This is a genomic window from Moraxella canis, assembly GCF_034424565.1.
GTDB classification, from domain to species: domain Bacteria; phylum Pseudomonadota; class Gammaproteobacteria; order Pseudomonadales; family Moraxellaceae; genus Moraxella; species Moraxella canis.
In genome coordinates this window covers 285,267-305,557 of sequence record NZ_CP139961.1, presented here as the reverse complement: position 1 = coordinate 305,557, position 20,291 = coordinate 285,267, and the positions used below count along the sequence as shown (strand labels likewise).

Annotated in this window: 19 protein-coding genes; 13 read left to right on the top strand and 6 right to left on the bottom strand. The window is 45.2% G+C overall.

All coding sequences use genetic code 11. The annotated features are described in order from the left end of the window. Positions 1-44 precede the first annotated feature (44 nt). From U0021_RS01315 to der, 7 genes are all read left to right on the top strand, one after another. The gene (locus U0021_RS01315) at positions 45-617 is read left to right on the top strand and encodes a tetratricopeptide repeat protein (RefSeq protein WP_114800514.1); all 573 of its coding nucleotides are present in this window, start codon (positions 45-47) and stop codon (positions 615-617) included. A 57-nt stretch (positions 618-674) separates the two neighbouring features. Continuing rightward, on the top strand, positions 675-1,790 hold the full coding sequence (gene ispG, locus U0021_RS01310) for a flavodoxin-dependent (E)-4-hydroxy-3-methylbut-2-enyl-diphosphate synthase (protein ID WP_114800491.1): 1,116 nt from the start codon (positions 675-677) through the stop codon (positions 1,788-1,790). Between the two features lie 4 nt (positions 1,791-1,794). After that, positions 1,795-2,754: a hypothetical protein gene (locus U0021_RS01305; RefSeq protein ID WP_114800490.1), complete on the top strand. Its 960-nt coding sequence runs from the start codon at positions 1,795-1,797 to the stop codon at positions 2,752-2,754. 24 nt (positions 2,755-2,778) lie between these two features. Beyond that, entirely contained in the window at positions 2,779-4,047 is a 1,269-nt protein-coding gene (gene hisS / locus U0021_RS01300) for a histidine--tRNA ligase (RefSeq protein WP_114800489.1), read from the top strand. A gap of 76 nt (positions 4,048-4,123) precedes the next feature. Continuing rightward, positions 4,124-4,957 carry a YfgM family protein gene (locus U0021_RS01295; protein ID WP_114800488.1) on the top strand — a complete coding sequence of 278 codons (834 nt, stop codon included), beginning with the start codon at positions 4,124-4,126 and terminating at the stop codon, positions 4,955-4,957. Positions 4,958-5,027: 70 nt separating this feature from the next. Next, complete coding sequence (gene bamB / locus U0021_RS01290) at positions 5,028-6,206, top strand: outer membrane protein assembly factor BamB (protein ID WP_114800487.1); 1,179 nt, start codon at positions 5,028-5,030, stop codon at positions 6,204-6,206. 132 nt (positions 6,207-6,338) lie between these two features. Further along, positions 6,339-7,757, top strand: a complete 1,419-nt coding sequence (gene der, locus U0021_RS01285) for a ribosome biogenesis GTPase Der (RefSeq protein WP_114800486.1) — start codon at positions 6,339-6,341, stop codon at positions 7,755-7,757. Between the two features lie 76 nt (positions 7,758-7,833). Here the strand turns inward: der and U0021_RS01280 are convergent, their stop codons facing one another. Further along, on the bottom strand, positions 7,834-8,577 hold the full coding sequence (locus tag U0021_RS01280) for a ribonuclease HII (RefSeq protein WP_227538700.1): 744 nt from the start codon (positions 8,575-8,577) through the stop codon (positions 7,834-7,836). Between the two features lies 1 nt (position 8,578). After that, positions 8,579-9,823 (bottom strand): lipid-A-disaccharide synthase, encoded by a 1,245-nt coding sequence (gene lpxB, locus U0021_RS01275; protein ID WP_114800485.1) that lies wholly within the window; start codon positions 9,821-9,823, stop codon positions 8,579-8,581. Between the two features lie 308 nt (positions 9,824-10,131). Between lpxB and U0021_RS01270 the strand changes: the two genes are divergently transcribed. Together U0021_RS01270 and U0021_RS01265 are read left to right on the top strand one after the other, a co-directional pair. Next, a complete protein-coding gene (locus U0021_RS01270; RefSeq protein WP_049235790.1) occupies positions 10,132-10,470 on the top strand; it encodes a P-II family nitrogen regulator in 339 nt (112 codons plus the stop codon). A 34-nt stretch (positions 10,471-10,504) separates the two neighbouring features. Further along, positions 10,505-11,791, top strand: coding sequence for an ammonium transporter (locus tag U0021_RS01265; protein WP_114800484.1), 1,287 nt, complete (start codon positions 10,505-10,507; stop codon positions 11,789-11,791). Positions 11,792-11,874: 83 nt separating this feature from the next. Here U0021_RS01265 and U0021_RS01260 read toward each other — a convergent pair whose 3' ends face one another. From U0021_RS01260 to U0021_RS01250, 3 genes are all read right to left on the bottom strand, one after another. Next, positions 11,875-12,651, bottom strand: a complete 777-nt coding sequence (locus U0021_RS01260) for an acetoin reductase (protein ID WP_078255722.1) — start codon at positions 12,649-12,651, stop codon at positions 11,875-11,877. A 159-nt stretch (positions 12,652-12,810) separates the two neighbouring features. Beyond that, a complete protein-coding gene (locus U0021_RS01255; RefSeq protein ID WP_114800483.1) occupies positions 12,811-13,524 on the bottom strand; it encodes a Smr/MutS family protein in 714 nt (237 codons plus the stop codon). 84 nt (positions 13,525-13,608) lie between these two features. Beyond that, entirely contained in the window at positions 13,609-14,691 is a 1,083-nt protein-coding gene (locus U0021_RS01250) for a 3-deoxy-7-phosphoheptulonate synthase (protein ID WP_078255724.1), read from the bottom strand. A gap of 279 nt (positions 14,692-14,970) precedes the next feature. Here U0021_RS01250 and U0021_RS01245 point away from each other — a divergent pair, with 279 nt between their 5' ends. Then, on the top strand, positions 14,971-15,963 hold the full coding sequence (locus U0021_RS01245; protein ID WP_264756299.1) for a polyprenyl synthetase family protein: 993 nt from the start codon (positions 14,971-14,973) through the stop codon (positions 15,961-15,963). Positions 15,964-16,013: 50 nt separating this feature from the next. Here the strand turns inward: U0021_RS01245 and U0021_RS01240 are convergent, their stop codons facing one another. Then, on the bottom strand, positions 16,014-16,412 hold the full coding sequence (locus tag U0021_RS01240) for a thioredoxin domain-containing protein (protein WP_114800481.1): 399 nt from the start codon (positions 16,410-16,412) through the stop codon (positions 16,014-16,016). Between the two features lie 74 nt (positions 16,413-16,486). On the opposite strand from U0021_RS01240, the gene mtgA reads away from it, so the two are divergent. From mtgA to U0021_RS01225, 3 genes are all read left to right on the top strand, one after another. After that, positions 16,487-17,158, top strand: coding sequence for a monofunctional biosynthetic peptidoglycan transglycosylase (gene mtgA / locus U0021_RS01235; RefSeq protein ID WP_114800480.1), 672 nt, complete (start codon positions 16,487-16,489; stop codon positions 17,156-17,158). A 162-nt stretch (positions 17,159-17,320) separates the two neighbouring features. Next, entirely contained in the window at positions 17,321-19,747 is a 2,427-nt protein-coding gene (gene ppk1, locus U0021_RS01230) for a polyphosphate kinase 1 (protein WP_407666565.1), read from the top strand. Then, positions 19,744-20,229 carry a YchJ family protein gene (locus tag U0021_RS01225; protein WP_114800479.1) on the top strand — a complete coding sequence of 162 codons (486 nt, stop codon included), beginning with the start codon at positions 19,744-19,746 and terminating at the stop codon, positions 20,227-20,229. The genes ppk1 and U0021_RS01225 overlap by 4 nt, the downstream gene beginning before the upstream one ends. The last annotated feature ends 62 nt before the right edge of the window (positions 20,230-20,291 follow it).

Here is a 20,291-nt window from a genome sequence, read left to right as displayed (position 1 = left end):
CTTGATAGAATGGACGCTGCATGAAAATCCGAGTAAAGTGGCTTATGATCATGGTGACTGGGGCGGTATTGAGTGCCTGCCAAAGTACACCGCCACCACCCAAAAATAATCCGCATCTGGCACAAATCCGCACTCAGATTGCAGTCTCGCTACTGGACATGGGTCAGCTTGATCAAGCCAAGCAGCAGCTGGACGCGGCGCTGTCAGCTGATCGGCAGTTTGCGCCTGCTTATCGTACCTTGGCAAAAGTCTATCAGGCGTCAGAGGATGCTGCTCACCAAGCCAAGGCTCGACATTTATTTGAACAGGCGATCGCGCTAAATCCTGAAGATATGCAAAGTCATATGGATTATGGGCTTTATTTGGTGCAGATGGGGGATTTGTCAGGTGCGTTGGCTTATTTTGATCAGCCTAGCCGAGCCATCGGCTATGAAGGGCGTGTGATCGCCATCGAAAATATGGCGTATATTTATTATCATCAGTATCAAGCCGCCAAACTGCCAACAGAAGATATGTATCATAACGCCAAATCAGCACTTGAGCGTGCGTTGGCTTCAGGCACTCAAAATGGTGAAATTAAAAAGTCTTATGATAAATTATTAAGTGATCATCACTAGTATGTGATGATCATTACTAATGTATTTGGTTAATTGAACAATAATAACGGTAATACCATGTCAACACACAATCCGATCAAACGCCGCCCCACCAAAAAAATCCACGTCGGTAATGTCGCCATCGGCGGTGATGCTCCCATCAGTGTGCAGAGTATGACAAATACAAACACCTGCGATGTTGACGCTACGGTCGCACAAATTCAGCGCTGCGTGGAGGCAGGCGCGGACTTGATGCGCGTATCGACACCGACGATGGAAAGTGTGGCTGCCTTTGCCGAAATCAAAAAACGCGTCTCAATCCCGCTAATTGCTGACATTCATTTTGATCATAAGATCGCCATTGCGGTGGCAGATGCAGGCGCTGACTGCTTGCGCATTAACCCTGGCAATATTGGTAATGATCAAAAAGTCAGAGAAGTGGTGGCAGCAGCGCGCCATCATAATGTGCCAATTCGTATCGGTGTGAATGCAGGCTCGCTTGAAAAGGATCTGCAAAAAAAATATCGTGAGCCGACAGGGGAAGCGATGCTTGAATCGGCGCTCCGTCACATTGATATTTTAGAAAATCTTGATTTTCAGAATTATAAAATCTCAGTCAAAGCCTCAAATGTGTTTTTAACCTTGGATGCGTATCGGCTGATTTCGGCGCAGATTGATAATCCACTGCATCTTGGGGTCACTGAAGCGGGCGTGTATCGTACCGGTACGGTCAAATCCGCCATTGCACTTGGCGGACTTTTGCTTGAGGGTATTGGCGATACCATGCGTATCTCACTTGCTGCTGAACCTGAAGAAGAAATTAAAATTGGTTTTGATATTTTAAAATCACTGGGCATCCGAAGTAATGGCGTCAATTTCATTGCTTGCCCAAGCTGCAGCCGCCAAGAGTTTGATGTGATCAAAGTGATGAATGAGCTTGAAGCTCGCTTAGAGGATGTGCGTGAGCCACTGGATCTGTCAGTCATCGGCTGTAAAGTCAATGGGCCGGGTGAAGCCAAAGAAGCTACCATCGGGGTGGTGGGCGCAAGTCCTAATAGCTTGGTCTATAAAAATGGCGCAAAAAGTCACCTGATCGACACCACAAAATTAGTGGATGAAATCGAGGCGATGGTGCGCGCTCAGGTCAAAGAGCTGCAAGATAAGCGAGCAAATGAGATCATCCGCATAGGCTAAATGTATGAGCGATCAGGATAAATTGGGCTTTGTGGATTTAGCGGTGCATGCGATGGCGATGGTCAATCGACCAATGACAATCGCACAGCTGTGGGAGTTTGTCCTTGCAAATAAATTGCATCATAGGTTAAGATCTTATGATGTTTCCACTAAATCTTTCATTGGTAAATCACCAGAAAGAACATTTCGCGCTATAATTACTCGCAATAAACATATCTTCGAGGAAGTTCCAAATACTAAGCCAAAACAATATATTTTAAACTCTCAACAATCACGACAAGCACAGTCAGAAGTGACGGATAATTCTAGCCAAATTGCTCATCACTCAGATAAATATCATGAGCGAGATTTGCATCCTATATTGACTTACTTTTTGAAATCTGATGAATATTTTCAAGCTTATTCAAAAACCATCTTTCATGAAGTCAGTCCAAAAGGGACAAAGGGTGAGGATAAATGGCTATATCCAGACATGGTGGCGGTGCATTTTGAATATGCCAATTATCAAAAAAGCTCTGTCCTGAATTTTATTACGAAATTTAATAAGCCGCCAATAAAAATCTATGCATTTGAAATCAAAAAAGAGCTAAATTTTAGTAATTATAAAGAAAGCTTTTTTCAGGCGGTGAGTAATTCAAGTTGGACAAACGAAGGCTATTTGGTGGCAGCACAGATCTTGCCTGATGGTCAATTTATCGAGGCGCTCAAAAAGCTGAGTCAAAGCTTTGGCATTGGTATCATTGAGCTAAATAGGCGCGAGATAAGTCAAAGTAAAATTTTATCACCTGCCAAACTCAAGGACATGATGGATTATTCGGTGGTCGATGAATTGGCGAATAAGAATGCCAATTTTTCACAATTTTTAAAAACGATTACCGATTTTGATGTCAATCATCCCCACCGATTTAAAGGCGAGTTTGATAAAATTTTGAACTTACATGAACTTAACGATATGACTCATTGATTGGATTTTTATTAAGGAAATATTATGAATAAAATTACCGCCATTCGTGGCTTTAATGATGTACTCCCCGAGCAAACACCAGCATGGCGTGCGATGGAGCGGGCATTGATTGAGGTAATGGACAGCTACGGATATAGCCAAATTCGCCTGCCTTTGGTTGAGGAAACTCAGCTATTTGCACGAGGTGTCGGTGAAGCGACTGATATCGTCGAAAAAGAAATGTTTGGCGTGGTGCATGGCGGAAATAAGGGCGATGAAGGATCTTCTTTTACTTTACGCCCTGAAGGGACGGCAGGCTGTGTGCGATCGATTGTTGAGCATAACTTAACTCGTGGTGATACGCCAAAACTATGGTACCTAGGCCCAATGTTTCGTTATGAGCGTCCCCAAAAAGGACGCTATCGCCAGTTTCATCAGTTGGGCGTAGAATATTTTGGTTCTGAGCTGCCTGATGCTGACGCTGAGCTGATCGCCATGACCTATCATATGTGGCAAAAACTTGGCATCAAAGATCATGTCACACTTCAGCTAAACACCTTGGGCGAGGCTGATGAGCGCGCGGCATATAAGTCTGCATTGGTTGAGTATTTGACGGCACACCAAGAGGCTTTGGATGAGGATTCAAAACGCCGCTTAAGCACCAATCCACTGCGGATTTTGGATTCTAAGGATGAAAAAACCCAGCAAATTTTACAAAACGCCCCTAAGCTTGGTGAATTTTTGGGCGAAGCGTCGTTGGCGCATTTTGAAAAAGTGCAGCAGTATCTGTCTGCGCTTGGCATTCCGTTTGAGCTCAATGATAAATTGGTGCGTGGTTTGGATTATTATAATAAAACCGTGTTTGAATGGGTGACTGACAAATTGGGCTCACAAGCGACTGTCTGCGGCGGTGGTCGTTATGATGGCTTGGTGGGTATTATCAAAGGCAAAGCCGAGCAGTCAGAGCCTGCGGTTGGATTTGCCATGGGGCTTGAGCGCTTGATGCTATTGATTGATGCGGTTAATCCTTATCAAGCAGCGTCCCAGTGTGATGTTTTTGTGATCGCGCATCCTGATTATTATATTGATGGCTTAAAATACGCCGAATCACTTCGCTTGCGTCAGACGGATTTGCGTGTCAAAATGGCAAGTGCCACAGGACTAAAATCGCAAATGAAAAAAGCCGATAAATCAGGTGCCGCTTATACGGTGATCATCGCAGAAGATGAAGTGAGCGCCAATCAGATCACCATCAAGACGATGGCAACAGGCGAACAAAGCCGCGCGCCCGCTGATTATCAATTTGTGCTATAAAGTGCGTATGGATAAAAACCGCATGAAAACGTTTGTGTGTGATATAATGCGTGCAATTTTCAATTAGAGTTTGATTATGACTGACACTCCGAAGAATGACAATAATTTTGCGGATCAAAAATCTTTAACTGCCTTAAAATTGCATGGCGAAAAGATTATTTATGCAGTGCTTTTGGTATTGGCTGTCTTTTTTGGTTGGCAGTATTATCAAAAGAATTATGCCAAGATAGACACCGTCGCTGCAGATGCTTATACGTCGATCTCGGCGCGCGACGAGCAGCTGGTACAGGCATATTTAAATCCAGAGCTCGATGCGGCTGGCAAGCAGGCACTGGCTGAAGAAGAAAAGCAGCTTTTGGGTGATATTGATGCACTTGTTGAGGCGCATGGCGATACTGCTTATGCCTGGCAAGCGCTCATGATTAAGGCGCGCCATCAGACCAATAATAATGATCTTGAAGGTGCGGTCGCAACGCTCAGCCAAGCCGCTTCAATCGATCTTGATGACGACGGTTTGACAGCGATCGCCAAAATTCGCCATGCGCGAGCCATGCTGGCAAATGGTGATGCCGAAGGTGCGCTATCGATCGCCAATGAAACCATGCCGACAGCGTTTGAAGCGTCGCGCCAAGAGCTTTTGGGTGATATTTATCATGCCAGAAATGAAATTGACAATGCCAAAGCTGCTTATACCAAAGCTTGGGAAGCACTGCGTGAGCGCCAAGAAAACCGCGCGGTATTGGCTTTAAAATTACAGTCACTTGGGGTCAGTGTTGAGCCGATCGAGCCTGCCCAATCAGTGGTGTCGATACCAAATACTCAGCCAGCAGTTGAGGGTGGGGACACATCACAGATCGTTGAGCACGATTCGGCAGTAGCAGACACACAAAACCCACAAAATGGCAATTAGTGCTTAGCAAAGACACCTTATAATAATGGTCAAATACACTTAATTAAGAATAGCAAAGTAAGGATATTTTATGTATCAGCGCTTTATCAATACCGCATTGGTTGCAGCATTGGCGGTAACTATGGTGGGCTGCGGCACCAAAGCCATCAAGCCAACCGAGCGTAAGCCTGCCAAATTGGTTAATATTCAGGCGCCAGTCGCTGTATTGACACAGGTATCGAGCGTCCGCTTGGATCAAGGTCGATCGGTGTTTAGTCGCAGTGGTACCAAAGTGCGAAAGGATGTGATTGATTTACAAATTGCACCTGTGGCAGATGGTATGATCGCAGCAAGTCGTAGCGGTATTGTTAGTGGGTACATGGGTGGATCTACTGCTTGGCAATATAACGCTGAAGATGCGATTACCAGTGGTGTTGGCATTGATGATCAAGGAAGGGTGGCAGTCATTGGCACACGCTCTGGCAAAATGATTGCGCTCGATGCCCGTACAGGTGCGCCGCGTTGGACGGCGGAGCTTGGTTCTTCAAGTTTGGCGCCAGCTTTGATCAGCGGTGATAAAGTGATTGCCATCACTAACAGCGGCGCGATTTTTGGATTGGATATTAACAGTGGTGCGACAGTTTGGCAGTACAACACCCAAGCACCAAATACCAGTGTGCGCGGCATGGCAAAGCCTTTGGCGCTTGATACTCGCACGGTATTGATTGGTGGCTCGGATGGGCGTATTCATGCACTAGATACCATGACAGGTGCGCCTGTATGGGCTCGCCGTGTGGGATTGGCGATGGGTTCTGGAGAGATTGATAAGCTGCGTGATGTCGATGGCACTCCGATCGTATCAGGGAATCATCTGTACGCTGCCAGTTACAGTGGACAATTAACTGGCTTTGATATGGCAACGGGGCGCACCATGTTCGTCAGCGAGCTATCTAGCACCAAAAAACTGACTACTTTGGCGAACACTGTCATCGGTAGCAGTACTGATGGCGATGTGGTTGCCTTTGATCGACTGACTGGCGATAAGCTTTGGGAAAATAATGAGCTAAAATATCGCGGATTAACCAACCCTGTAACCATCGGCTCTTATATCGCTGTTGGGGATGCAGATGGTATGGTACATATTTTAAATAATCAAGGCAAAATTATCAGCCGAGTCAATACCAAGGGTGCTTTGACCAGTCTGACTGTCGTCAATAATCGCCTATATGCTCAATCAGCGGATGGTGTTGTCACTGTTTGGCAGTTTTAAATGATCAATGAAATCAGCATCCTTTGTCACTTCATGAGTGGCAAAGGTTTTGCTGTTTTGGGTTACTGATTATTAATACAGCATCACATCCAAAGTGCTATAGATTTAATTTCAATATATTAAGAGTAAAACATGAGTATAAAACCTGTGGTCGCCTTGATTGGTCGCCCCAATGTCGGCAAATCGACCTTATTTAATCAGTTGACTAAGAGTCGTCAAGCACTGGTGGCGGATTTGGCAGGTCTAACCCGTGACCGTCAGTACGGCGATGCACATTTTGAAAATAAGTCATTCATTGTCGTTGACACTGGTGGTATCGGCGAGATGGATGATGGTTCAGGCAATATCGACGATTACATGGCGACTCAGTCATACACGGCGATTCATGAAGCAGATATCGTTGTTTTTGTGGTAGATGCGCGTGCAGGATTGATTGGTGCGGACAGTGAAATTGCCCGTTTTTTGCACACCTTGGGTAAGCCTGTATTTTTGGTGGCAAACAAGATGGATGGCGTTCACGAAGCGGCATATGCAGAGTTTTTTGCCTTGGGATTTGGTGAGTCCTACGCCACCGCAGCTAGTCACGGCAGGGGTGTTACCAATTTACTTGAGTCTTTGACGGCGGATATGCCCGAAGATGTGCCTGAAGATGAACTTGATGACAAAGCCTTGAAACTTGCCATCATTGGTCGCCCTAATGTCGGTAAATCGACCTTGGTCAATCGCTTGCTTGGCGAAGATCGCGTGGTGGTCTTTGATATGCCTGGCACGACGCGTGATAGTATTTATATTCCTTTTGAGCGAGAAGGGCGCAGCTATGTCCTGATCGATACGGCAGGTGTGCGCCGCCGCGGTCGCATTGATGAGAAAGTAGAAAAATTTTCTGTGGTTAAGACGCTGCAAGCGATCAAAGATGCCAATGTCGTGGTAGTAGTCATCGATGCCAAAGAAGGCATTGTTGATCAAGATTTGCATATGCTTGGCTATGCACTAGACGCAGGGCGCGCCATTGTCGTGGCAATCAATAAATGGGATGGCTTAAGCCAAGATCAAAAAGATTATGTAAAAATTGAAATTGATCGCCGTTTTAATTTTGTGCCTTGGGTAAAAATTCATTTAATTTCTGCTTTATATGGCAATGGCGTGGGCAATCTTTATCCTTCGATCCATAAAGCTTATGAAGCATCGATGTTTAAGGTGTCAACCAATCAGCTGACGCGAATCTTGGAAGATGCTGTTGCTAGTCATCCGCCGCCGATGGTGGGTGGTCGTAGAATTAAGCTAAGATATGCGCATTTGGGTGGGCATAATCCCCCAGTGATCGTCATTCACGGCAATCAAACTTCTTCACTTCCCAAAAGCTATCAGCGCTATCTTGAAAATGTGTTTCGCGAAGTGTATAAGCTTGAAGGGACGCCGCTGCATGTGGAGTTTAAGCAAAACGCCAACCCATATGAAGGTAAGAAAAATCCCGTCGTCAAGAATAAAGCTAAGCTGATGCGCGAGAAAAAACGCATTCAGCGGTTTAAGCGTGCCGAGAAAAAACGATAAAAAAAGCGGGTAATGCCCGCTTTTGTATTTATGGTGATTCAGCCGTCAGATGTTTGATATGTGGTGGTCGCTATGACTACCAGTGATTTAGATTGGTAAATCCTTGATCATATAATTCACGAATCGGTGAAAAGCTGCGACGATGCTCAGGTAAAATGCCATATTCTAAGATAGCAGCTTTATGCTTGGCGGTCAAATAGCCTTTATGCTTATCGAGCAGATACTCAGGATAAGATTTGGCATACTCAACCATCAAACGATCGCGATGTACTTTAGCCAGTATACTAGCACAAGCAATACTGCTATGCGTGGCATCACCTTTGATCATCGCATGAATCTTAAAATGCTCGCCTAATCCGCCAACCATTGAAGGCAGCTGATTGCCATCCACCAAGATGGTTGTGTTTATTTCACTTAAACCATGCTTCATAATTAATGTCTCAATGACAAGGCGCATACCAAGCATCGTGGCTTGATAAATATTTATCTCATCAATGATCACCCTTGGAACATCAACAATCACATAGTCAAGTGCCACATCTGAGATGATGCCAAACAGCTGCTCTCGGCGTTTTTCGCTCAGCTTTTTACTGTCGTTTAATAAAGAAATGTTAGTAGGCGTTAAATCTATCTCATCAAAGCGACCGCTGAGCTCATCAGGTAAGATGACCGCCCCGACAGTCATATTTCCGAACAGCGCACCTCGTCCAACCTCATCGATACCGATGATGGGTGCTTGACTTGATAAAGTGGCATTGGGCTTAGTATGGATGGTGCAATCATTCATAAGCTTTGCCAGTGGTGAGATGGTGTTTTTCATATTAATTTCTGGCGTTCATCAAATAGTGGTCTAACACTGCTTTGGCAGGACTTTGGCGACTTTGGCTGCGCAGCCACGCCGAAATTTCGCTCAGATGCGCGCTTTGCTTACTTGGGTCATGTAGAATTTCTAGCGCTTCAGTGCTGACTTTTTCGGCGGTGGCGTCAGATTGTAGTAGCTCAGGCACGATCGGGCGACCAAGATGCTGATCAGCCAAGATGTTAGGCAGTGAGACATAAGGAATTTTGACCAAGCGCTTGGCGATCATAAAGGTCAGTGGATTGACTTTATAGACCACGACCATGGGGCGCTCAAGCAATAAGCATTCTAGCGTGGCTGTACCTGATGCCAAAAGCACCACGTCACTGATCGTCATGCAAGCATGACTGATCGCAAGCTGATTTGTCTTTTGAGACTGATTGCGATGATCCAAAATATGCACGCAATCGATCAAGCTGGTATGATGAGCGTGTAAAATTTCAGTCACCAGTTGCGCATGCTCGGCGCTCACCACTGGCAGCACAAACTGAGCGCTTGGTAGCTGCTGATGAATTTTTTGGGCGCTTGTTAATAATAGCGGTAAAATGGCTTGAATCTCAGAAGTGCGCGAGCCTGCCATGATACAGATGATGTGACTTGCTTGCGTGAGCGCTGCCGTGCCATGATATTTGTCATTAAATTGTTGAATAAAATTCTGCAAACGAGTCTTTGGCGGATTTTGATCGGCGTGTAGTTTATTCAAAAGTGGATGTCCGACGCAGACAGCAGGATGGGCGTGCTTTTGGTACACGCCCAATTCAAAAGGAAACAAACACAGCACCAAATCCGTCGCCGCCTTAATGTGATGAATGCGACCTTCGCGCCATGCCCATACCGACGGGCTGACGTATTGCACACAAAATATGCCCTGATTTTTTAAAACCTTACCAATTCGTAGATTAAAATCAGGCGCATCAATGCCAATAAATAGATCGATGTGATGATCTTGAAATGCGCTGATGATCTGCTTTTTGGCTTTTAGTAAATCGGGCAAATGCATCATCACCTCTGCCAAGCCCATCACCGATAAGCGCTGCATATCGATCACTGAGCTTAGCCCTTGTACCGCCATGGATCGTCCGCCAACACCGACCCAGCGAATGTTTGGGTGCAGGGCGTTCATTTGCTGCATAAAATCACCGCCAAGCGCATCCCCTGAAACTTCACCTGCCACGATGCCGATGGTCAGTGATGATGTATTTTTCATAATCTTCTCAATTTTAATAACTAAATTCATCGAAAGTTTGACTGTATTGTAATGCCATGTCAAGGCGCTTGCAATGACTAATTCAAGCCTACAAGATCCTATAAAAACAGTCTGAATAATATCATTTAATTAACGCATCATTGGTTAGAATTTTAATTAAATAGTAAAATCTATAATATTATAAGAAAATACTATAAATAAAGAATTTTTTATCAAAATAAACTGTTTTTCTTTTTACTAAAAATTTTGCATACTGTTTCCACCAAGAAATTTAAGTTATGAATCTAGGTCAAATAGGGAGTGTTTTTATGAAGCTAATCAGTGCCATCATCAAGCCATTTAAGCTAGATGCAGTACGCGAAGGGTTGTCGGATATCGGTGTACAAGGCGTCACTGCAACCGAAGTAAAAGGCTTTGGTCGCCAGCAAGGTCATACCGAAATGTATCGTGGTGCAGAGTATGTCGTCGATTTCTTACCAAAAATCAAAATTGAAATCGCTACAACTGATGAAATGGTTGAGCAAGTGATTCAAGTGATTATACAAAATACGAATACAGGTCGTATTGGTGACGGTAAAATTTTTGTGACTTCGCTTGAGCAGGTGATCCGAATCCGCACAGGCGAGATGGACGAAGCGGCATTATAATTTAATATGACTACAATGAAAAAGGGAGAGGGTCATGAATCGGTTTGGTAAATGGGCGTCGCTGAGCGTTGGGCTTGGCTTGCTGAGTGCATCAAATTTGGCATATGCTGAAGATGTACTGGATACTGGTGATACGGCTTGGGTTTTGATATCGACGGCATTGGTTTTGATGATGACACTGCCAGGGCTTGCGCTGTTTTATGCTGGGATGGTGCGTAAGAAAAATATCTTATCAACCATGATGCACAGCTATGGCGCTACGGCTGTGGTGTCGGTGCTTTGGGTGGTCATAGGCTACTCGTTGGCGTTTTCAGAGGGTAGTTTTAATGCCTTTGTGGGCGGGTTTGATCATGTGATGCTGGCTAATATTGGGCTTGATGATGTCAGCGGTACCATTCCTGTGATCTTGTTCGTGGTCTTTCAGCTGACTTTTGCAGTGATTACAGTGGCAATCTTAGCAGGCTCATTGGCAGAGCGTATTAAGTTTGGCGCGTTTATGTGGTTTTCTGCCGCTTGGGTTGTGCTGGTGTATGCGCCGATTTGTCACTGGGTGTGGGGCGGTGGCTGGCTCACTGGAGATGCGCTTGATTTTGCTGGAGGTACAGTCGTTCATATCAATGCTGGTGTGGCAGGGCTGGTGCTGGCAGCATTACTTGGCAAGCGTAAAGATTATGGCAAAGGTATTTTGGCACCTGCAAATCTTTCACTCACGCTCATTGGTGCAGGCTTGGTATGGGTAGGCTGGTTTGGATTTAATGGTGGATCAGCTTTGGGAGCCAACGGATCAGCGGCGATGGCACTGGTCGTATCACAGGTGGCAGCAGCGATTGGCGCGATCGCTTGGATGGCATGTGAATATATTGTGCGCAAAAAAGCGTCTGCGCTTGGCGGTGCTTCAGGTGCGATCGCAGGCTTAGTTGGTATTACACCTGCGGCAGGCTTTGTTGATGTCTTTGGTGCACTTGCCATCGGCGCGATCACAGCAATTGCTTGCTTTGTTATGATTCATTATGGTAAGCGCCGTTTGGGTATTGATGATAGCTTGGATGCGTTTGGATTGCATGGTGTGGGCGGTATTGTGGGTGCGGTATTGACTGGGGTTTTTGTCAGCTCAGCCATTTATCCAGATGCCGCTGAAGTGAGCATGGCAACTCAATTATGGCTACAAATTGAAGGCGTGCTTGCCACCATCGCATACAGCGCAGTGATGACGGCGATTATTGGACTTGTCATCAAATACACCATCGGTCTGCGTGTCGATGCTGAAGATGAATATCAAGGTCTTGACTTAGCCATCCACGGTGAGAAAATCGCAGATTGATTTTGATAAATAAAATAAAACGCTGCCAAAACAGCGTTTTATTTTTGTCACTCAATCCAGATCATTGCCAACATCAACGGCGTTTATCTAAACACCATACCGCCATCAGTTAAGATGGTCTGACCTGTGATATAGTCAGCATCAGAAGATGCCAAGAAAGAAACCAAATTGGCAACATCATCAGGCTCTTGAGGGCGACCTACCAAAATACCACTGGTAAACTCATTCCAAGCTTGCTTAGGCTGATAGTCTTTGTGCTTGACAAAGGCAGCATCGATGCGCTCCCACATGGGCGTGTCAGCCACACCAGGGCAGTAAGCATTCACACGAATATTATAAGGCGCAAGTTCTTTGGCGGTAGAGTGGGTCAATGAGCGTACCGCATGTTTGGAAGCGCAGTATAAACTGAGCATTTCATAAGATTCATGTCCTGCGATGCTGCATGCATTGATGATCTTGCCAACACCATCTTGTTTTTTCATCTGTTCGGCAGCAGCTTGCGTGCCATAAATCACACCTTTGATATTGATGCCAAGCACCCGATCAATCTCATCGCCCTGAATTTGCATAAAAGGCTCCACAGATTCTACGCCTGCATTATTGACAAAGACATCGACCTGACCAAATGCCTCTACTGCTTCTTGAACGAGTCGAAATTGGTCATCGCGATTGGCGCTGTCGCCTTGAACAGCGATGCTTTTGTATCCTTGTGAGTCGAAGTCTTGCTTAGTTTGATTAAGATTTTCTTCATTAATATCGTGCAAAACTACCGCAAAGCCATCTTTGGCAAGCCGAGTGGCGATGGCTTTACCGAGTCCTGCAGCAGAGCCTGTAACAATAGCAACTTTTTGAGCGTTCATCATAATTCCCCTGAGTGAATGTGTGTCAGTCGATGACAAACCAAGCCTAAAGCTGATTTGATCATCGTACCAAAAGATAGTTTAATCACTACCACAATCATTATAGAAGGCTTAATTATCCCAAATGGCACTCATTATGATAGGTTTTGTTGGTTTTTGTTACGGATCTTTTTTGGATGACTTCTTTTTGAGTAGCACCAACACCGAGCCATTGCCGCCATCTTTGGCAGGTGCAGAGACGAAAGCCATGACATCTTCCATTTGGCGCAGCCAGCCATTCACACAGGTTTTGATGATGGCATCTTTACCCTTGCCGTGCACAATCTTGACGACGGTTTCGCCTTTATTGATCGCTTGGTTGATGAGCAATAAGACGGCATTGCGCGCATCTTCAATGCTTGAGCCATGTAAATCTACCGCATCATACCAGCGCAGTTTGCCTTGTTTGAGCTGCTCAAAGACTTTGTTTTGTAGGGTGGGATTTTTGTAGGATAAAAAAGCCTCGCCCGCTACAGGATTTAATAAAGCTTGCATATCAGACAAAATGCCTTCGATCTGCTCGCCGCCTTCGGCTGACGCACGGCGACGCAGCACATTTTCATCAGCTTGGGCGGGCTTGGTGTGGCTGACGACGGCATCAGTTTTTAGAGGTGTAACACCGCTCATCGCCTGCATAAACAGCACGGTGTCATCAGTGATGGCATCGTGATTGAAGCGTTTGACTTCATTGGCGATGGCTTTTGAGCTGGGCAGTTGTACGTTTTCATTGGGCTTGCCAGTTGCCAATTCAGGTTTGGCGGAAGGCTTGACCATTTGTTTTAGGTCTTCTTGGAGTGACTTTGATAATAAATCTTTAAAGCTTGGATTGCTCATACTGATCTTCTGATGATATTTTGATAAATTAAGATGAAACAAAAACCGCTAATCAAAAGCGGTTTTTGGGTATTTTGGGATATTTTAGCGATTTGGCAGGTGCGTCTTCACTGTTTTGGCAAAGGCGCGCAAGGTCTCAACTGTCGCCTCCCAATCCAAACAGCCGTCTGTGACAGACTTACCGTACTCCAAATCCGCCAAATTAACAGGGATATTTTGGCGACCGCCCTTAAGATGACTTTCGATCATCAAGCCCATGATAGACAGATTGCCATGCTCGATTTGGCTGGCGACATTTTGGATGACCATAGGTTGTAAATATGGGTCTTTGCCACTGTTGGCATGGCTGGCATCGATCATGATTTTGCCATTGGTTTTGCCTTTGGCAAGCTCATTTTCGGCAGCAGCGACCGCGGTTTCGTCATAATTGGGCTTGTCATTGCCGCCGCGTAGCACGACATGCGCATAGCGGTTGCCTTTGGATTTGATGATAGAGACTTGACCGTCGCCAGACAATCCCAAAAAGCTGTGACCTGACTGCACTGCCTGCATGGCATTGACCGCGACCGTCATGCTGCCGTCTGTACCATTTTTGAAGCCGACAGGGCAAGATAGTCCAGAGCTCATCTCACGATGCGTCTGACTTTCGGTCGTACGTGCGCCAATGGCAGACCAGCTGATCAAATCTTGCATGTACTGCGGAGTATTGGGATCAAGCGCTTCAGTGGCACAAGGCAGACCTTTTTCATTCAGCTCAAGCAAAAGCTTTCTTGCGATATGTAAGCCTTTTTCGATATCAAAGCTGTCATTCATATCAGGGTCATTGATCAAGCCTTTCCATCCTGTGGTTGTGCGCGGCTTTTCAAAATAAACGCGCATCACGATGAACAGCTCATTTTTAAGTTCTTCTGAAAGAATTTTAAGCTTATCAGCGTATTCATGCGCGGCGACTGGATCGTGAATAGAGCAAGGTCCGACGACAACCAAAATACGCTTATCTACGCCATCTAAAATATCTTGGATGGTTTTTCTTCCTTCAAGAACAGTCTTATAAGCAGCATCAGATAATGGCAGTTCGCTTTTGAGTCGATTTGGTGTAATCAGCGGAATGAATTGTTCAATATTCACGTCATCAATTTCTTTATGTTGTGTAATGGGTTGGCTCATGGTTGACTCCCTGTATAATTTGGGTGTGTACAGTGGCTTGGGGCGTAGGCACAAATTTAAATCCACATTATGCCTATAGTTTGGTTGATTTACAAGCAGAAAAGTTGATTTTCTCTATTAAAAAATAACATAAAGTTATGAAATTTTTTTCTAACCAATCCAACCAACTGACCGATAAATAATTTCGTCCAAGCCTTTTGAAAGCATCAATGCAAGGTTTGAGTTGTCATAATTTTATGCTATGATAGCGTTTTTGATTTTAAGACAGATTTATCAATTATGAATGCCTCTCAGCTGACTTATGCCGATATCCAAGCCATTGTTTCTGAAGACTTTGCCATTATGGACAAACAAGTCTTTGGCAGTCTAAATTCCAAAGTGCAACTGGTGATGAGCGTCTCTAAACATGTGATCGACGCAGGCGGTAAAAGAATGCGTCCTTTGATCACACTTTTGACGGCGCGAATGCTGAATGATGTACAAAGTGAGCAAGCGATGCAGTTGGCGGCGATCACTGAGATGCTGCACACGGCGACTTTGGTGCATGATGATGTGATCGATGCTTCAGGTCTTAGACGAGGCAAACCGACAGCAAACGCCACTTGGGACAATCCGACGGCGGTTTTGGTGGGGGATTATTTGATTGCTCGATCATTCAATTTATTGGTCGGCTTTAATAATTTGCCGCTGTTAAAATTATTCAGTGATGGCACTTGTGATATCGCCGAAGGCGAGGTGCTTCAGCTGCAGCATCAGCATAACCCCAAAACCGTAGAAGCTGACTATTTGCAAATCATTGATGGTAAAACCTCTAGGCTATTTATGATGGCGACCAAAGGCGCGGCGCTGCTACAAGGTCGTGATGAGCTACTTGATGATTTGGGCGCATTTGCTTACCATTTTGGCAATGCCTTTCAGATGATTGATGATGTATTGGATTTTAGTGGTGATGCTGCCGTCATGGGCAAAAACTTGGGCGATGATTTGGCAGAGGGCAAGCCTACGCTGCCCATCATCAAAACCTTAGAACTCTTAAAAAATACTGATCCTGCAGCGTACGATAAGCTGCGCATCGCGGTGCAAACAGGCAAAGTCGATGATGTGCAAGTGCTCATTAAGCTTGTGCAGTCATCTGGTGCGCTTGACTACTGTAAGACGCGTGCACTTGAAGAAACTCAAAAAGCCCAACAAGCCCTTAATAATCTACCCAACAATCGCTATCGTCAGGGGCTGCATCTGCTGACCGAGCTTGCCAGTGCTCGTCTTGTGTAGAGTGTAGTTTGATTAAGATGCTGTCAATGATGATGGCATTTTTATTAAGCTTAAAACGGTCTAAAAGCTGATTCATTGAGTAAATTCATCACATCCATCAGCCCAAAAGGATACAGCATCATTTGATCTTGAGTGATCAAAATGGGAATGTGTGTGCCAAGTGCGTCAATCAGTGATTCATCTTGGCTATCTGCCAAATCCAGAACGCCAAAAGTCAGCGGTGTGCTGGTCATTGATAAAGCTTGCTCTATGATGGCTTGAGCGCTGTGGCATAGATGACAGCCTTCTGTGCCAAGCAAATACCAGTCTTGATTTGCCGCGCCCAAAGTTGCCAAAATTTGGGCATGGATGGGCTGATACGCTTGTTTGGGCAGTTTTGATAGCGCATGGCGATCATCAGAAAGCTGCCCAAGCGCCTTAAGTGTCTGTAAGCTTAGATAATTTGACATAGATTTGCAAGGCTATACAATAAAGCGCTGATAAGGTATGATAGGTGCATTGATTAACAGATGAGTATTTTAGCGTGTTTCGCACATTTTTTAAATGGATTCTTGCGCCTTTATTAGTACTGTTTTTTAGTTTTCATGTGATGGTGGCAGGGCTGTTGGTGGTGTGGGGAAATTTACCTGTTCAAAATTCCGCATTTATGCTTTGGCACAGGCTGTCAGGTGGCAGTGTTACCCAAACTTGGGTGGATTATGATCGCATTGCTAAGTCAGCCAAGCAAGCCGCCATTGCCAGTGAAGATGGTAAATTTGTTATGCACCGCGGCTTTGATTTTGATAGCATGCAAACAGCGATGCGCTCGAATGAAGCTCAGGGCGCTGTCTCTGCCGGAGGATCAACCATCAGTCAGCAACTGGCAAAAAATTTATTTTTGACGTCGCATCGCTCTTATGTCAGAAAAGCAGAAGAAGCCATTATTGTCGTGATGATGGAAACCTTATGGTCAAAGCAGCGCATTTTGGAGGTGTATCTGAATGTGGCTGAATTTGGCGAGGGGATTTATGGCATTGAAGCGGCATCACGACATTATTTTGGGCGTTCGGCGACGAACTTAAGCCGTGATCAAGCAGCTTTGCTTATCAGTTTGTTACCAAATCCTAAATATTATGGAGAAAGGCTAAACGCCAAGCGACTCAGAAATAAGCAAAGAATCATCATGCGGCGAATGAATAGCGCACAGATTCCCTGAGATAGTTTGAGAGTTATAATATAGACATTATCAGCTTGATTTGTCATTAAGCTGTCATTAATTTTTGGTACTTTGACGGGGATCCACAAGTGCCCACATGGCAGTCGGTGACCGGTTAATTAAGTTCAACAATAATTTAAGCTGTAATCATCGAAATGCAATATGAATCATAAATTTCGCCTTCAGGCATTATACACATCCATCCTCCAAATTTTGGCAACTTTTAGGGAACATGCCATGATTAACACTATGAATAATGTCAATCAAGCCAATCAAGCTGACACTAACAAGCCAACCGATCAACTTGATCAAACTAACCAAAACACTCAAATTTACCAACCTGATCAACCCGACCAAGTTGAGCAAAGCGCTCAAAGCTACTCAAGCCCAATCGCTCTTGGTGAGCTTGATTTGGCAGATGCCCCTGTTCCTGCGAGCGAAACAGTAGCTAATGTTCCTGTGAGCGAACCAGAAGCTAAGTCGCATCTGACTCAGATTGATCATTTATTTGATGAAAAGGGTGGTTTTACGCCTGAATGCTATATCAATCGTGACTTATCGGCGTTGAGATTTCAGCTCAGAGTCTTAGCGCAAGCAGCCAATCCAAATCATCCTTTGCTTGAGCGTATGTTCTTTTTGACCATTTTTTCCTCAAACTTAGATGAGTTTTTTGAGATTCGCGTTGCTGGCTTATTACAAAAAATGAAGCAAGGCGATCAGGTGAGCAGCCTAGATGGTCGTAAGCCCAGCGAAATTTTGCAAATCATCAGCGATATCGCTCATGGTGCCGTCGCTCAGCAGTATCAGATTTTAAATGATGAAATCCTGCCACAGCTTGCCAAGCACGAAATCCGCTATCTGCGCCGTGATGAGCTGGATGCAGAACAGCGCGCATGGCTAAGAGAATACTTCTTAAGCCAAGTTAAGCCCGTATTGACACCGATCAGCATTGATCCGGCGCATCCTTTCCCAAGACTTGTGAACAAATCTTTGAACTTCATCATCAGTCTAGAAGGGAAAGATGCCTTTGGTCGTGATATCAATCGTGCGATCGTACCTGCGCCTCGTTCATTGCCTCGTGTCATTCGCCTGCCTGATGAGATCACCGATGGTAAAGAGCATCATGTCATGCTCTCGGCGGTCATTCATGAGCATGTCAATGAGCTGTTTTTGGGTATGAAAGTAACTGGCTGCTATCAGTTCCGACTCACTCGAAACGCTGATTTGGCACTGGCTGATGATGTCGATGATATTGCCAAAGCTTTAGAAGGTGAACTTGATAATCGCCGCTTTGGTCAAGAAGTGCGATTGGAAGTTACCACAAATTGTCCTCAAGAAATTTGCGATTTTCTATTGGATGAATTTGAGCTAGATGAATCTCAGCTGTATCGCGTCAATGGTCCTGTGAATCTAACGCGGCTTTTGACCAGTTTTGATCGACCTGAATTGAAATTCAAACCCTTTACGCCTGCCATGCCAAAGGCGTTTCGTGATATAGATATGGGCAGTGCAGGCTCGATGTTTGCGGCAATATCACGCCAAGATGTGCTTGTCCATCATCCATTTCATACCTTTAATCCGGTGATTAACTTGCTGTGGCAGGCGGCAAATGATCCCAATGTTCTTGCCATTAAGCAGACCATTTATCGCTCAGGGGTGAACTCTGAGATCGTTCAGGCGCTTGCTGCTGCCGCTCGAAGCGGTAAAGAAGTGACTGCTGTCATTGAGCTGCGCGCAAGGTTTGATGAAGCGTCAAACATCGCTGTCGCCAATATGCTTCAAGAAGCAGGTGCTGTGGTGGTTTATGGTATCGTAGGCTACAAGACGCATGCCAAAATGATGCTTATCGTGCGCCGTGAAAATGGTAAAATTCGCCGCTATGTGCATTTAGGCACAGGCAACTACCACGCAGGGAATGCCAAAGCCTATACAGACTATGGTCTGTTCACTGCCAATACCGAAGTCACCGAAGATGTGGCAGGCGTGTTCCAGCAGCTGACAGGGATGGGTAGACCCGTACCATCCAAGCAGATTCTTCATGCGCCATTTACGCTGCATGATACCTTGATGCGTCTGATTGATGATGAAATTGCTCATGTCAAAGCCGGCAAAAAAGGGCGCGTCATCATGAAATTCAACGCGCTGACAGAGCGAAAAATGATCAATAAACTGTATGAAGCAAGCATCGCGGGTGTTCAAATTGATTTGATTGTACGCTCTATTTGCTGTCTTCGTCCGCAAGTGGCAGGTCTGTCTGAAAATATCCGTGTTCGCTCCATTGTGGGTCGATTCTTGGAACATACGCGCGTCTATTATTTTGGTAATGATGTTGAAAATGGGGGCGAAGAGCGCCTGTACTGTAGCTCAGCAGACTTGATGGATCGAAACCTACTGCATCGTGTCGAAGTGGCATTCCCTGTGCTTGATAAAAAGATCTTTAAGAAAATTTATGAAGATGGTTTGATTAACTATCTAGAAGATGATGTGCAGGCTTGGGAGCTGTCAGGTAATGGAGAGTGGCATCCGCTTTCATTGTCAGGTGGCACGCACGACGCCCAAAAAGTCTTACTTGAGAAAATCACCTCTTGAAAGCAGTCAAGGAATGCCCGTGTGGCTCGCTGAAAAGCTATGCCAACTGCTGCCATCGGTATCATGATGGCAGTGAGTTTGCGCCGACTGCCGAATGCCTGATGCGCTCTCGTTACAGTGCGTTTGTACTTCAAGATATTGACTACATCATACAAACCACGGTACCGGCTTTGCAGCCGCTTTTAGACGTATCTGCGCTAAAGGCATGGGCAGAGCAAACCCATTGGCACCATCTTGAGATCATGACTACTGCTCCCAAAATAGGTAAGCGCCATGCTCAAGTGCATTTTCGTGCGTATTTTGAAGAGTCGGGCACCCAAGGATGTCATAATGAGCGCTCAGCATTTGTGACAATCAATGAAAATGGGCAAGATCGGTGGTATTTTCTTGATCCGACACTGCCAATTACTTTGAGCGGTAAGCAGCCATGTTTATGTGGCTCTGGCGAAAAATTTAAGGCGTGCTGCGGTAAATTTTTATAAATGATCAGAATTTTTAGAAGGCAGGGTATCAAATATCCTGCTTTTTAATTGCCTAAAATATG

Bases quoted from the DNA above. Each gene is read 5' to 3' on its own strand.
- U0021_RS01255 (WP_114800483.1), bottom strand. From the start codon at position 13,524: ATGAGCAATCCAAGCTTTAAAGATTTATTATCAAAGTCACTCCAAGAA.
- U0021_RS01270 (WP_049235790.1), top strand. From the start codon at position 10,132: ATGAAGCTAATCAGTGCCATCATCAAGCCATTTAAGCTAGATGCAGTA.
- hisS (WP_114800489.1), top strand. From the start codon at position 2,779: ATGAATAAAATTACCGCCATTCGTGGCTTTAATGATGTACTCCCCGAG.
- der (WP_114800486.1), top strand. From the start codon at position 6,339: ATGAGTATAAAACCTGTGGTCGCCTTGATTGGTCGCCCCAATGTCGGC.
- U0021_RS01315 (WP_114800514.1), top strand. From the start codon at position 45: ATGATCATGGTGACTGGGGCGGTATTGAGTGCCTGCCAAAGTACACCG.
- ispG (WP_114800491.1), top strand. From the start codon at position 675: ATGTCAACACACAATCCGATCAAACGCCGCCCCACCAAAAAAATCCAC.
- U0021_RS01305 (WP_114800490.1), top strand. From the start codon at position 1,795: ATGAGCGATCAGGATAAATTGGGCTTTGTGGATTTAGCGGTGCATGCG.
- U0021_RS01260 (WP_078255722.1), bottom strand. From the start codon at position 12,651: ATGAACGCTCAAAAAGTTGCTATTGTTACAGGCTCTGCTGCAGGACTC.
- U0021_RS01280 (WP_227538700.1), bottom strand. From the start codon at position 8,577: ATGAAAAACACCATCTCACCACTGGCAAAGCTTATGAATGATTGCACC.
- U0021_RS01245 (WP_264756299.1), top strand. From the start codon at position 14,971: ATGAATGCCTCTCAGCTGACTTATGCCGATATCCAAGCCATTGTTTCT.
- U0021_RS01265 (WP_114800484.1), top strand. From the start codon at position 10,505: ATGAATCGGTTTGGTAAATGGGCGTCGCTGAGCGTTGGGCTTGGCTTG.
- U0021_RS01295 (WP_114800488.1), top strand. From the start codon at position 4,124: ATGACTGACACTCCGAAGAATGACAATAATTTTGCGGATCAAAAATCT.
- bamB (WP_114800487.1), top strand. From the start codon at position 5,028: ATGTATCAGCGCTTTATCAATACCGCATTGGTTGCAGCATTGGCGGTA.
- ppk1 (WP_407666565.1), top strand. From the start codon at position 17,321: ATGAATCATAAATTTCGCCTTCAGGCATTATACACATCCATCCTCCAA.
- U0021_RS01250 (WP_078255724.1), bottom strand. From the start codon at position 14,691: ATGAGCCAACCCATTACACAACATAAAGAAATTGATGACGTGAATATT.
- lpxB (WP_114800485.1), bottom strand. From the start codon at position 9,823: ATGAAAAATACATCATCACTGACCATCGGCATCGTGGCAGGTGAAGTT.
- U0021_RS01240 (WP_114800481.1), bottom strand. From the start codon at position 16,412: ATGTCAAATTATCTAAGCTTACAGACACTTAAGGCGCTTGGGCAGCTT.